Origin of the sequence: Enterococcus sp. DIV0574 (assembly GCF_051711125.1) — a bacterium.
Classification (GTDB): domain Bacteria; phylum Bacillota; class Bacilli; order Lactobacillales; family Enterococcaceae; genus Enterococcus_D; species Enterococcus_D gallinarum.
In genome coordinates this window covers 3,068,950-3,081,949 of the sequence record NZ_JBIOMA010000001.1, presented here as the reverse complement: position 1 = coordinate 3,081,949, position 13,000 = coordinate 3,068,950, and the positions used below count along the sequence as shown (strand labels likewise).

Genomic DNA, 13,000 nt, shown 5'->3' with positions numbered 1-13,000 from the left:
AAAGTTTTTATTTTTTGAATCAAATGAAGTTAGTAGCATGTTTACGTAAGGATGTTAGGAGGTAACATGGCTGTGGAAAAATTAGAAAAAGAAAAGAATATCGTATATCTTTCATCATTGTGTCAGAAACACAATCAAATCGATATGAATCTTTATTCAGAGTATGACGTAAAACGTGGACTGAGAGATTTAGATGGAAAAGGTGTCTTAGCCGGCTTAACAACCATTTCTACCATTTATCCAGAAAAAATCGTGGCGGGGAAGCCCCTCGAGGCTTGTGGGGAATTACGTTATCGAGGAATCGATATCAATGAATTGGTTGCAGGATTCGTTGAAGAAAATCGGTTTGGTTTTGAAGAGATTGCATATTTATTACTTTTTGGCGAGCTGCCAAAGTTATCTGAATTGCAGGGATTTCGTCAGTTATTGGCGGATAAACGTACGCTTCCAACCAATTTTGTTCGTGACGTGATCATGAAAGCACCTTCTGCGGATATCATGAATAGTTTATCTCGCAGTATTTTGACATTAGCCAGTTATGATCCGCAAGCCGATGATGTCAGTATTGAGAATGTATTAGAGCAAAGTTTGATGCTGATCAGTGTCTTTCCACTGCTGGCGATCTACGCTTACCACGCCTATAATCACTACAATCAAGAGGGAAGTATGTATATTCATCGCCCTTCGGAGGAATTAAGCACGGCAGAAACGATTTTGACCATGCTGCGTCCTAATAAAGCCTATAGTTTTCAAGAAGCTCAAACCTTGGATATGGCGCTGGTGCTTCATATGGAACATGGGGGCGGAAACAACTCGACCTTTACTACTCGGGTAGTTACTTCTAGCGGTACCGATACTTATTCGACGATCGCAGCCGCATTAGGATCGCTAAAAGGGCCTAAACACGGTGGAGCCAATATCAAAGTGACGGAGATGATGAGTGATCTGAAACGCCAGATTGCTGATACAACAGATGAAGCTGCAGTTCGTCGTTATTTAGAAGCAGTTTTGGATAAAGAAGCTTTTGATCGCAAGGGCTTGATCTATGGTATGGGACATGCTGTCTACAGTGACAATGATCCTCGAGCGGCAATTTTTAAAAATTATGTAGCCAAACTCGCACAAGAGAAAGGCATCGGCGCTTGGCAAGAATATCAACTTTACACAACTGTTGAACGAATCGCTCCAGAAGTGATTGCTCAAAAACGAAAAATGTATAAAGGCGTCAGTGCGAACATTGATTTTTTCAGCGGCTTTGTTTATAAAATGTTAGACTTGCCAGAAGAACTTTACACACCGATGTTTGCGATTGCGCGAATCGTCGGCTGGTCTGCTCATCGAATCGAAGAATTAGTCAATGCCCAAAAAATCATGCGACCAGCTTATAAGGAAGTGTCTTCTGACCGGAGCTATACAAGGTTGAATGAGCGGTAGGATTGAGGAAGAATCTTTTTAGATAAATCAGATAAAATATAAGAAGCGATCGAGGAAAATATTTTCTGGAATCGCTTTTTTATATTAAAAAAACGTACCTTATTTCGGTAATTTGCAAAAAAAGTATCCGGTAACAAGTGTTTTTCTTTGTAAAAAAAACAAAAAACTTCTATGCTAATAGAGGAGGGTATTTTTACCTATGGTGGCAGATAACCGCAAAAGGTTGTTGGTTTTGGTGGATCTGTTACTAAAAAAAACGTTCTTTTTTCAGAAATGCAAACAAGGAGTGTGAAAAATGGAAAATGAACAAGCGGCAAATGTAGAGACTGCTTCGCTTACCTTTGAGGAGAAAGTCTTGCAGACGATCGTAGGTGTAGCCTTGGCGTCAATTGATGGCTTAATCAGTGCAGATGGAAAATTTTTTTCAAGTATGACGGAAGATTTGGCCGACCAGAGCAATGTGACATCGGGGATCGAAGTGGAAGTTGGCAAAGAACAAGTAGCAATTGATTTGGAAGTTATTGTTGCCTACGGGAAGGATATTCCCCGGTTGTTTGCTCAGATCCAAGAAATTGTTTTGCAAGAAGTTAGTCGGTTGACTGCTTTAGAAGTCAAAGAAATCAACATTCGCATCGTGGATGTCGTCAAACAAGAAACGATCGAAAAAATCACAGATAATCAATAAGAATCCGCAGAAAAATCAGAAAGGAAGAATGATCAATGATTTCACTATACACAACGCCTAGCTGTACATCATGTCGCAAAGCGCGGGCTTGGTTGACCGAAAATGAACTACCCTTCAAAGAAAGAAACATTTTTAGCGATCCATTAAATAGTGATGAACTACTGGAAATTCTTTCTTTGACAAAAAACGGGACAGAAGATATTATCTCAACACGTTCAAAAGTGTATCAAAAATTAGCCATTGATTTGGATGACTTGAAATTAGAAGAATTATTAGCGTTGATTGAGCAATACCCGAATTTATTGAAACGTCCCATCATTGTTGATGGCGACAAACTGCAAGTAGGATATAATGAAGATGATATCCGCAAATTTGTGCCACGCAATATTCGGAAAGTAATCTTTAAAAAGCGTCAGAAAGATTTGCTGTTGTTCAACTATCATCAAAAAAATTCATCCGGAGAGTCCGTCGTCAATATTATTTGAAGTCGACCTGCCGATTAATCGCGAACTGTGTGGTATTTCCTTCGGGAAACCAGCACAGTTTTTTTGATTTCTCAAAAAAGAGGTCATGTCAGAAGTAGTCTGCTTCAAGAGAGATGAAAAGGAGAGTTCGAAAATTGCTTGTCGGATTTCTGTGAAATTTTGACTTCTTTCCGAAGAAGTTATTTCTAACAATTTATAAAAAAAGAAGCTGTGACAAGATTTCTGTCGCAGCTTCTGGTGAAAATTCTTATAGTTTTTGGTTGTAGAATTCAACGACTAGTGCTTCGTCAACTTCTGCAGTCAATTCATCGCGTTCTGGTAAACGAGTCAATGAACCTTCTAATTTTTCATCATCAAAGCTTACAAATGCTGTACGACCAGTAGTTGCTTCGATTGCTTCTTTGATTGTTGAGATGTTTTGTGATTTTTCACGAACGCTGATCACTTGACCAACTTCAACATGGTAAGAAGGGATATCTACACGTTTGCCATCTACTAAAATGTGGCCATGGTTTACTAATTGACGTGCTTGACGACGAGTAGTTGCAAGACCTAAACGGTAAACGACGTTATCCAAACGTTGTTCTAACAAGATCATGAAGTTAACACCGTGTTTACCTTCTTTGATTTTGCTTGCTTTGATAAACAATGTACGGAATTGACGTTCGTTCATGCCATACATATGACGAAGTTTTTGTTTTTCAGTCAATTGCATACCGTATTCTGATTTTTTGCCACGGCTGTTTGGTCCGTGTTGTCCTGGAGCGTAAGGACGACGTGCCAATTCTTTACCAGTTTCTGAAAGAGAAATTCCTAAACGACGAGAAATTTTCCATGATGGTCCTGTATAACGAGACATAATTTAGTTCCTCCAATAAATATAGTTTGGAGTAAAATAATCCGTTGAAAAATTCACATCCGTGCAGTTCGTTCTTCAATCTTCACCTTTGCAGCCGCGGTTACGCAATTGAACCTTTTAGGCAACGAACTGGTGACGAGCTGTTATTTCCCTGCTGCATTATTTTACACAAGGAACAGTATACGATAAAATAAGAGGAAAAGTCAAGGTATGATTGAATTCAATTGCAATGAAAATGTGATGAAAATTTCATATAAAAAGTAACGTTTTTCAGAAAACACTTTACAAATAGGCGTTTGGTTATTAAAATGTGAAGGTATTGTGTACTTTATAACGAACTCAATTATCATACCCATAAAAAGGAGCAGAAAAATGAATCCAGTATCCCCATTATTTGAAAAAATTGATTCTTCCATTGAAAAGAAGGTCGATTTGATCAAAAGCAGTTATTTACGCTATGCTGTACGGGCCATGATGGCATGTCTTTTCTTGACGCTAGGAACAGCGATTGCCTTTGCGATTGCTATGAAAGGTGAGGACATTGCACATGGACTAGGAAAAATGTTGTATGCATTTATGTTTAGTTGGTCCCTTGTCATGATCTTATATATGAACGCAGAATTAGGCACATCAAATATGTTGTATATGACCGTCGGTGTTTATCGCAAACGATTGAGTGTTCCTTTGGCATTGAAGATTTTGTTCACTTGTGTGCTCTTCAATTTAGTCGGTGGTTTGATTTTTGGATCAATTATTTCTTTGACTGGACCTTTTCAAGGGTTGCCTGCGGATAATTTCTTATTGACTTCCATTACCGCAAAACTTGATAAGCCGACACTCCAAATCGTCGTCGAAGCAATGTTCGCAAACATTGTCGTTAATACAGCTGTTTTAGTAAGTATGCGGATGAAAGATGATGCAGGGAAAGTAGCTGCGATTATTTTCATTATCTTTATCTTTGCCTTCTTAGGCTATGAACACGTCATCGCTAACTTCCCAGCGTTTACGTTAGCTTTCTGGGCATCTGGCGGCCACTTAGCTGGTATGACTGTCGGCAGCGTGATTCACAATCTTGTCTTTGCCTTTATCGGGAACTATATCGGTGGCGGCTTGATCATGGGTCTGGGCTATGCATGGCTCAATCAATCAAAATCAACTTATGTGGATTAAACGAAGAAAGAAGCAGCAATGCTTCTTTTTTTTAAAATCAATATTGACACACTAAAATCATTCTGCTATCCTTGTTAAAAATCAATAAGTAAACACGTAGAAAAAGAAAGTAAGATTCTGTGGAATTTCTAACAGAGAGCCCCGACAGCTGAAAAAGGGTGAAAGAAAACGAATCTGAAAATGGCTTTTGAGTGGGTGTTTCGAGAACGCAAGTTTTAGAAGCGCACGGATGTCCCCGTTACTGAGACCCCAATATCACGCAACAGCGTCGCATTGGAGTAGAGGCATTCTTCGTAAGTCGGATGCAAACTAAGGTGGTACCATGTAAATTTATTACATCCTTAAGAGATAACTCTTAAGGATTTTTTTTTACCCAAAAAAGGAGGAGAAACTATGTGCCAAGTGATCAATCATTATGAAATTGTAGGAAGTTTTTTGCGTCCGGAGAAGTTGAAGCAAGCAAGGGAAGCGTTCGCTGAAGGAAAAATCACTCGATCCGAGTTAAAAGAAGTTGAGGATCAGGCGATCAGTGAGTTAGTCGCAAAACAAAAAGAAGTTGGCTTGAAATATGTCAGCGATGGCGAATTTCGCCGTAGTTATTGGCACTTGGATTTTTTCTGGGGATTTCAAGGAATAGAGCATATTTTGATGGATCAAGGCTACTTGTTCCATGGGGAAGAAACCCGTGCTGATTCTGCACGATTAGCTGGGAAAGTCGCATTCAATCCAGAACATCCCGTGTTTGAGGAATATCGCTTTGTCGCGGCTCAAGCAGATGGGGTGCCTGTTCGCCAGAGTATCCCAGCGCCTGCTCAATTGTTTGTCGAACTTGTTCGAGGCAGCAACGAAGAAAAAGTGAACGCTATCTATCCGGATCGGGAAGTATTGCTTGCTGATATTGCGCAAGCCTATCGTGAAACCATTTTAGCCTTGTATGATCTTGGCTGTCGTCATCTAAAATTGGATGACTGTACGTGGGGGATGCTGGTGGACAAAAATTACTGGCAGTCAAGGACCAACGATGAGTATGATACACAAAAATTACAAGAATTGTATCTGCGGTTGAATAACAGTGCATTGGTGGATCTGCCTAACGACCTGCACGTGACTACCCATGTTTGCCGTGGCAATTACCATTCGACATGGGCGGCATCGGGAGGCTATGAGCCAGTTGCGGATTCGCTGTTGGGACATGAAGCGGTCGAAGCCTTTTTCTTGGAGTTTGATGATGATCGCTCTGGGGACTTCCAGCCATTGCGATTTGTCCCAGAAACAAAGAAAGTTGTTCTCGGTCTAGTCACAAGTAAAAATGGGGCTCTGGAAGAGAAAGAAAGCTTGATTGCCCGGATCAAAGAAGCCAGCCAATACGTGCCCTTAGAGCGTTTGAGCTTGAGTCCGCAGTGTGGCTTTGCTTCAACAGAGGAGGGCAACATTCTGTCAGAAGAAGATCAATGGAAGAAATTGCAGCTGATCATTGAAGTGGCAGATGAAGTCTGGGGCACTCAACCAGTCACTGCCAAATAGACAAAGACGATTGAGGCAAACACTTCATGTGGTTGAAAATATTTCAGTTTCCCCAAAAAATGAGCCACCTTCATTGGTAAGCAAGAGTCATTCACCAAGATCCGCCACTTATTGAAATAGACAGCTTTTTATGTTAAGAATAGGGTATGCTTTTTGGAGAGAACATGATCCAAAAGTAAAAATTCTTGTTATTTCTTACAGAAAGAGAGTCTTAGTTTTTTATGGATATGAATCGGAAATTCTTTGCTTTTGATATTGATGGCACGTTACTGGATTCGAACAAGCAACCGTTGGAAAGTACGATTGAAGCATTGGAGTTGCTGCGAAATGCTGGGCATTTCGTGACAGTTGCTACAGGCCGCAGTCGTTTCCATGCGAAAGACATCATCCGCTCCCTTGCTTTTGATAATTATATTTTATGCAATGGCGCTGCTGCATTTTTGGCACACCAACAAGTGTACAAAAATTTATTAGATGAAGAACAGCTAAAAGCATTTGTTGCTGAAGCAAACGAGTTAGGGATCGATACCGCATTTGTGGGAATGGATACGGCTAAACGAGCTTCTTCTTTAAATATTGGCATCATGGATGAAGCAATGCGCTCTTTTGGCGCACAATTGCCTGAATTAGACATGCACTTTCCGGAAGAAAAAGAAGTCTATCAAGCGTTGGCTTTTTATGGGAAAGAGTATGAAGACTATTTTGACGATCGCTACAGTAAATTACGTTTTGTTCGCTGGCATGAAAACAGTGTCGATGTCGTGCCAAAAGATGGTTCAAAAGCAGCCACGATTCTTTCGGTGGCACACCAACTAGGAATCTCACAAAAAGATGTGATTTGTTTTGGCGATGGCCAAAATGATCGCGAAATGCTGCAAGCTGCCGGCGTCGGCGTGGCCATGGGTAACGCGGCTCCCGAGATTCAAGCGATTGCTGATAAAGTCACCGCCAGCAATGATGAGGATGGCATCTGGCAAGCATTGAAAGAACTAGACTTGATTTAAACAAACTGTGTCCTAAGAAACAGACAAACCTGAAATTTTTTGCAACAGCCAAATCAGAGAAATCAGCCCCGCAAATTGCCAGAAGGATTTCCTTCGGTGCCCCTTCTTAAGGTGGCAGCCTACCTATTTTACTAAGGGATCCGGTTGATTCTATGATGGAAGCTCTGTGTAAGATTAGGCAATGTCTTATTCTTGGGAGCACAGTTTCTTTTTTTCAGCAAGTATTGGTACAATGGAAAAAAGAGGAGGAGTGAAGATGAAAATAGCATTGATAGCCCATGACCGCAAAAAAGAATTGATGGTGAAGATGGTCACCGCTTATCGCGAAATCTTGGCACAGCATCAATTATATGCCACAGGAACAACAGGAAAACGAATCCAAGAAGCTACGGGACTATCCGTTCATCGCTATAAGTCTGGTCCTTTAGGAGGCGATCAACAAATTGGGGCGATGATTTCGGAGGATGCGTTGGATATGGTGATTTTTTTGCGCGATCCATTGGCAGCGCAACCACATGAGCCGGATGTGACCGCATTGATCCGTCTGTCAGATGTTTATGAAATCCCGTTGGCTACGAATATCGGTACAGCAGAAATGCTGCTCCGAGGATTAGATGCAGGATTTGCAGATTTCCGACAGATCATCCATGAAACGGACCATCGACCATTATCTTTTTGAAGGAAGTGACGAAAGTGAAGGACAAACCAATGATCGCCGATTTTTTGCGTTATGCCAAAATCAATACCCGTTCCGATGCAAGCAGCCAAACAATTCCTACTACCCCTGGACAAGTTGAGCTGGCACTTTTATTACGGGATCAATTGCAGTCTATGGGGCTTAACGATGTGTTGTACCATGAAAAGAATAGCTTTGTGATCGGACGTCTTGCAGGAAATCCGGACAAAACGGCTGTCGGATTTATCGCACATGTAGACACCGCTGATTTTGCAGCCGAAAACATCCAACCCCAGATCCATGAAAATTATGATGGCAAAGACGTTTGCCTCAATGAGCCGTTGGGGATCATGATGACAGTCGCTGAGTTTCCTAACCTCAAAGACTACATAGGTGAGACGTTGATCACTACAGATGGAACGACGCTCCTAGGTGCAGACGATAAAGCCGGGATTGCTGAGATCATCGATGCATTGCGGATTTTACAAACGATTGATCCACAAGAACGGGGAGATGTCTGGATCGCTTTTGGTCCGGATGAAGAAATTGGGAAAGGGGCGGATCTGTTTGACCCAGCCGATTTCCCAGTGGCTTTTGCTTATACAATGGACAGTGGTCGTGTGGGACATATGGAGTATGAAACCTTTAATGCTGCGCGGATCGATATCCAAATCAACGGAACAAGCGTCCATCCTGGGACGGCTTATGGTCGTCTCGTCAATGCATTAAAGATCGCCAACCAGATCGATGCGGCACTGCCGCAAGCAGAAGTCCCGGAAAAAACAAAAGACTATCAAGGCTTTTACTTACTTCACAATCTTTCTGGACATATCGGGCAAGCAGAACTCTCCTACATCATTCGTGATCACGATCAAACGCTTTTCCAAAAGCGCAAGGAGAAGATGGTGCAGATCATTGAAAAGTTGAATGAGTACTATGGTGAGCGGATCACCTATCAGCTGTATGATCAATACTACAATATGGGCGACCGAATCAAAGAAAATCCTCAAAGTGTTATCATTGCTCGTCAAGCAATGAAAGACTTAGGGATCACACCGATCGAAGCCCCTTTTCGCGGCGGCACAGATGGGTCCAAAATCACTTACAAAGGGATCCCAACCCCTAATCTATTTACCGGCGGCGAGAATTTCCACGGTCAATATGAATTTATCACTGTTGAAGCGATGGCAAAGGCGCGGGACTTAATCGTTGCGATCGTGAAACGTGTTGCTGAATAATGATGACTCTCCAAACGACCAACGTTGTTTGGAGAGTGTTTTATTTTCTAAAGGGTCCTAGAAGAGCAACAAGAGCAGTCGGTAGGAAGGAATTCCTGTAGTTTAAGGTTGTTTGCTGTTATGGAATAGCTCTTTTTTTTCTCAAGAAAAACACTTATAATAAAGAAAGATGTTAAAAGAGAAGAGGAAAAAGTGTGCGGGTATTATTTATTGGAGATGTGGTTGGATCGTTAGGGAGAAATACCTTGACAGAGTATTTACCAAAATTGAAGAAAGCCTATCGGCCGCAAGTGACGATCGCAAATGGCGAGAATGCAGCTGCGGGTCGGGGGATCACGGGGAAAATTTATAAGAAATTTCTTCAAGATGGCGTCGATGTGATCACACTAGGAAATCATACATGGGATAATCGAGATATTTTTGAATTTATTGGTGATGCAAAAAAAATGATTCGTCCGGCAAATTTTCCAGAAGGGACTCCTGGTACAGGAATGGTCTTTGTGAAAGTCAATGCGATCGAATTAGCAGTCATCAATATGCAAGCACGCTCTTTCATGGTCGACATTGATGACCCTTTTCGTAAAATGGATGAGTTGGTGACTATCGCCCGCAAGCGTACACCATTTATCTTTGTTGATTTTCATGGTGAGACAACGAGTGAGAAACAAGCCATGGGCTGGTATCTAGACGGACGAGTTTCTGCAGTCGTCGGCACACACACCCACGTACAAACCAATGATGCCCGAATTTTGCCACAAGGAACGGCTTATTTGTCAGATGTAGGAATGACTGGTCCTTATGATGGGATTTTAGGGATGAAACGAGAACCTATCATCGAAAAATTCTTGACGGCATTGCCGCAACGCTTTGAAGTGATCGAGAACGGACGCAGTATTTTGTCCGCTTGTCTGATCGAGATCGATGAACAAACTGGAAAAGCCAAATCGATTCGTCCAATCCAAATCAGCGAAGACCGGCCTTTTACAGAATAGGAGAATCATGGACCCATTAGAAAAAGAAACAGCAGTAGCACAAGAATTGGCTGCGTTGCGGCAATTATTGGCACAACACCCGGTAGTACAAGAGTTTCAAAGGATTCAACAACGGGCGCAAAAGAATCAAAAGCTGCTGGAGTTAGAAGAAGCAATCAAGCAAACCCAAAAAGAAATCGTTCAGTATGAACATTATGATAAACCGGAAGCAAAAAAGGATGCTTTGCGACGAGTGGCTGAGTTGACCCAACAATATGACCAGCATCCACTCGTGATCGCCTATCGTGCGGCACTTCAGGAAGCAGATGAATTGCTGCACTACGTCACAACAGAAATCCAAAAGCAAGTGAATAAAGCCATCGAGGAGGAAGATGCTCATGCCTCAAAAAACTAAAAACACTCCTATGATGGAACAATATTTAAGCATCAAGGCACAATACCAAGATGCTTTTTTGTTCTATCGTCTGGGAGATTTCTATGAACTGTTCAATGAAGATGCGATCAAAGCTGCACAAATCTTGGAGCTGACATTGACAAGCCGCAACAAAAATGCGGAAGAACCGATCCCAATGTGCGGAGTCCCTTATCATGCCGCCAGTAATTACATTGATACGTTGATCGAACAAGGCTATAAAGTCGCCATCTGTGAACAAGTCGAAGATCCCAAAACCACCAAAGGAATGGTCAAACGGGAAGTCGTTCAATTGATCACTCCAGGGACAGTGATGGATAGCAAAGGGCTGTCCGCCAAAGATAATAACTTCTTGACGGCTGTGATGAAAACGACGCAAGGTTACAGTTTTGCTTATGCAGACTTGAGTACCGGCGAGTTAAAGACCGCGCTTTTAGAAGACGAGGACGCGGTATTGAATGAGGCCGCTGCCTTACAAACCAAGGAAGTCGTTTTGTGCAGCGAAGTTCCTGACTCCCTTAAAGAACTGTTGACCACTCGCTTGAGTGTTGTTTTTTCAAAACAAGAGACATATGAAGAAAATGCTGAATTCCGTTTTTTGACTAGCGGATTGCCTGAAGATGAAAAGACGGTCACTGGCAAATTATTGAGTTATCTCGCAATCACCCAAAAACGCAGCTTGGCTCATATCCAGCAAGCAGTAGAATATCAACCAGATCATTCTTTGAAAATGGACTATTACTCAAAGTTCAATCTCGAATTGAGTCGATCCATTCGAACTGGCAAAAAGCATGGAACACTCTTATGGTTATTAGATGAAACCAAAACAGCAATGGGTGCCCGTTTATTGAAGCAGTGGTTGGATCGTCCTTTGATCCAACCAAAGAAGATCTTTGCACGTCAAGAAATGGTTCAATCATTGTTGGACAGCTTTTTTGAACGAGCAGACTTACAAGACGCACTGACAAAAGTATATGACATGGAGCGCTTAGTTGGGCGAGTTGCCTTTGGCAATGTCAATGGACGGGATCTTCTGCAGCTGAAATCTTCTTTGCAGCAAGTTCCTCTGATCGCCCAGTTGATCAAAGGCATCAATCGTGGAGAGTGGAATGACCTGTTGATCGAATTGGAGCCACTGGATGAGTTAGTGGCATTGATCGATAGCGCCATCGATGAAGACGCACCGCTGCAGATCACTGAAGGAAATGTCATCAAAGATGGCTTTCACGAACAACTAGACAAGTATCGGGAAGCGATGCGCAACGGCAAGCAGTGGCTAGCTGAGTTAGAAGCCAAAGAACGCCAAGAAACAGGCATCAAGAATTTAAAAGTGGGCTTCAACCGTGTTTTTGGTTATTACATCGAAATCACCAAAGCCAATCTGGCTGGTCTCGAAGAAGGCCGTTATGAACGAAAACAGACCCTTGCTAATGCGGAGCGTTTTATTTCACCTGAATTAAAGAAGCTGGAAACAGTGATTTTAGAAGCGGAAGAAAAATCGGTGGATCTGGAATACCAATTGTTCTTGGAAGTACGAGAAGAAGTGAAAAAAAGTATCCTTCGCTTGCAGAAATTAGCCAAAGCCATTAGTGCAGTCGATGTGTTACAAAGTTTTGCGACAATTGCTGAACGCTATCAATATGTACGGCCAGTTTTGAAAAAAGAGCGCTCCTTGAATATCATCGATGGGCGTCATCCCGTTGTGGAAAAAGTGCTGGGGCACCAAGAATATATTCCTAATAGCATCGTGATGCATGAAGACACCGATATTTTACTGATCACTGGACCGAATATGTCTGGTAAGAGTACGTATATGCGGCAATTGGCACTGTTAGTGATTATGGCTCAAATCGGTTGTTTTGTTCCTGCGCAATCAGCAGAAATGCCGATTTTTGACCGCATCTTTACCCGAATCGGTGCCAGCGATGACTTGATTGCTGGACAAAGTACATTCATGGTCGAGATGATGGAAGCCAATCAGGCGTTGCGTCATGCCACACCAAACAGTTTGATCCTATTCGATGAATTAGGGCGTGGAACAGCCACCTATGATGGGATGGCACTTGCTCAAGCCATCATTGAATATATCCATAAAGAAGTCAAAGCGAAGACCCTTTTTTCGACCCATTATCACGAACTGACCATATTGGACGAAGAATTACTGCGTTTGCGGAACATTCATGTAGGAGCGGTAGAAAAAGACGGTGAAGTTGTCTTCCTGCATAAAATGATGGAAGGTCCGGCAGACAAGAGCTACGGAATCCATGTGGCGAAAATTGCAGGACTGCCTAGCGGATTACTACAACGGGCGGCAACGATCTTGAAAGCTCTGGAAGAACATGAACCAACGATCGAAAAGCCTGTGATAGAAGAAACACAACAGCTTTCATTGTTTAGCGAGGTGTCCACAGAAGAAGTTGGCGTCATCGATCAGTTGAAAAAACTGAATCTCTTAGAAATGACCCCAATGGATGCGTTAAATAAGCTTTATGAATTGCAAAAACGAATCTAGAAAGAAGGA

12 protein-coding genes and 1 other annotated feature are annotated in these 13,000 nt (G+C 42.1%); of the genes, 11 read left to right on the top strand and 1 reads right to left on the bottom strand.

What is annotated here, in order from left to right; genetic code table 11:
* Positions 1-72: 72 nt before the first annotated feature.
* The 3 genes from IGJ45_RS14640 (at position 73) to spx (ending at position 2,604) form a co-directional block, all read left to right on the top strand.
* The gene (locus tag IGJ45_RS14640; protein WP_172956408.1) at positions 73-1,434 is read left to right on the top strand and encodes a citrate/2-methylcitrate synthase; all 1,362 of its coding nucleotides are present in this window, start codon (positions 73-75) and stop codon (positions 1,432-1,434) included.
* 295 nt (positions 1,435-1,729) lie between these two features.
* Positions 1,730-2,119, top strand: coding sequence for an Asp23/Gls24 family envelope stress response protein (locus tag IGJ45_RS14635; protein ID WP_003128077.1), 390 nt, complete (start codon positions 1,730-1,732; stop codon positions 2,117-2,119).
* Positions 2,120-2,154: 35 nt separating this feature from the next.
* Positions 2,155-2,604, top strand: coding sequence for a transcriptional regulator Spx (spx, locus tag IGJ45_RS14630; RefSeq protein ID WP_003128079.1), 450 nt, complete (start codon positions 2,155-2,157; stop codon positions 2,602-2,604).
* A gap of 247 nt (positions 2,605-2,851) precedes the next feature.
* Here the strand turns inward: spx and rpsD are convergent, their stop codons facing one another.
* Positions 2,852-3,463 (bottom strand): 30S ribosomal protein S4, encoded by a 612-nt coding sequence (gene rpsD, locus IGJ45_RS14625; protein ID WP_003128081.1) that lies wholly within the window; start codon positions 3,461-3,463, stop codon positions 2,852-2,854.
* Between the two features lie 372 nt (positions 3,464-3,835).
* On the opposite strand from rpsD, the gene IGJ45_RS14620 reads away from it, so the two are divergent.
* The 8 genes from IGJ45_RS14620 (at position 3,836) to mutS (ending at position 12,991) form a co-directional block, all read left to right on the top strand.
* Positions 3,836-4,633, top strand: coding sequence for a formate/nitrite transporter family protein (locus tag IGJ45_RS14620; protein ID WP_003128082.1), 798 nt, complete (start codon positions 3,836-3,838; stop codon positions 4,631-4,633).
* 88 nt (positions 4,634-4,721) lie between these two features.
* Positions 4,722-4,979, top strand: a binding site (T-box leader).
* Between the two features lie 47 nt (positions 4,980-5,026).
* Positions 5,027-6,157, top strand: a complete 1,131-nt coding sequence (locus IGJ45_RS14615; protein WP_003128083.1) for a 5-methyltetrahydropteroyltriglutamate--homocysteine S-methyltransferase — start codon at positions 5,027-5,029, stop codon at positions 6,155-6,157.
* A 227-nt stretch (positions 6,158-6,384) separates the two neighbouring features.
* Complete coding sequence (locus IGJ45_RS14610) at positions 6,385-7,161, top strand: Cof-type HAD-IIB family hydrolase (RefSeq protein ID WP_003128084.1); 777 nt, start codon at positions 6,385-6,387, stop codon at positions 7,159-7,161.
* Positions 7,162-7,417: 256 nt separating this feature from the next.
* Positions 7,418-7,840: a methylglyoxal synthase gene (gene mgsA / locus IGJ45_RS14605; protein ID WP_003128085.1), complete on the top strand. Its 423-nt coding sequence runs from the start codon at positions 7,418-7,420 to the stop codon at positions 7,838-7,840.
* Between the two features lie 29 nt (positions 7,841-7,869).
* A complete protein-coding gene (gene pepT, locus IGJ45_RS14600) occupies positions 7,870-9,075 on the top strand; it encodes a peptidase T (protein WP_005470063.1) in 1,206 nt (401 codons plus the stop codon).
* A 194-nt stretch (positions 9,076-9,269) separates the two neighbouring features.
* Positions 9,270-10,067, top strand: a complete 798-nt coding sequence (locus tag IGJ45_RS14595) for a TIGR00282 family metallophosphoesterase (protein ID WP_003128088.1) — start codon at positions 9,270-9,272, stop codon at positions 10,065-10,067.
* Between the two features lie 7 nt (positions 10,068-10,074).
* Positions 10,075-10,461 carry a YlbF family regulator gene (locus IGJ45_RS14590; RefSeq protein ID WP_005470065.1) on the top strand — a complete coding sequence of 129 codons (387 nt, stop codon included), beginning with the start codon at positions 10,075-10,077 and terminating at the stop codon, positions 10,459-10,461.
* Positions 10,445-12,991 carry a DNA mismatch repair protein MutS gene (gene mutS, locus IGJ45_RS14585; protein ID WP_060813256.1) on the top strand — a complete coding sequence of 849 codons (2,547 nt, stop codon included), beginning with the start codon at positions 10,445-10,447 and terminating at the stop codon, positions 12,989-12,991. The genes IGJ45_RS14590 and mutS overlap by 17 nt, the downstream gene beginning before the upstream one ends.
* Positions 12,992-13,000: the final 9 nt, after the last annotated feature.

What these genes read in the sequence shown, in the direction of transcription:
- rpsD (WP_003128081.1), bottom strand. Translation starts at nt 3,463, where the DNA reads ATGTCTCGTTATACAGGACCATCATGGAAAATTTCTCGTCGTTTAGGA.
- IGJ45_RS14620 (WP_003128082.1), top strand. Translation starts at nt 3,836, where the DNA reads ATGAATCCAGTATCCCCATTATTTGAAAAAATTGATTCTTCCATTGAA.
- IGJ45_RS14635 (WP_003128077.1), top strand. Translation starts at nt 1,730, where the DNA reads ATGGAAAATGAACAAGCGGCAAATGTAGAGACTGCTTCGCTTACCTTT.
- mutS (WP_060813256.1), top strand. Translation starts at nt 10,445, where the DNA reads ATGCCTCAAAAAACTAAAAACACTCCTATGATGGAACAATATTTAAGC.
- IGJ45_RS14615 (WP_003128083.1), top strand. Translation starts at nt 5,027, where the DNA reads ATGTGCCAAGTGATCAATCATTATGAAATTGTAGGAAGTTTTTTGCGT.
- pepT (WP_005470063.1), top strand. Translation starts at nt 7,870, where the DNA reads ATGATCGCCGATTTTTTGCGTTATGCCAAAATCAATACCCGTTCCGAT.
- IGJ45_RS14590 (WP_005470065.1), top strand. Translation starts at nt 10,075, where the DNA reads ATGGACCCATTAGAAAAAGAAACAGCAGTAGCACAAGAATTGGCTGCG.
- mgsA (WP_003128085.1), top strand. Translation starts at nt 7,418, where the DNA reads ATGAAAATAGCATTGATAGCCCATGACCGCAAAAAAGAATTGATGGTG.
- spx (WP_003128079.1), top strand. Translation starts at nt 2,155, where the DNA reads ATGATTTCACTATACACAACGCCTAGCTGTACATCATGTCGCAAAGCG.
- IGJ45_RS14610 (WP_003128084.1), top strand. Translation starts at nt 6,385, where the DNA reads ATGAATCGGAAATTCTTTGCTTTTGATATTGATGGCACGTTACTGGAT.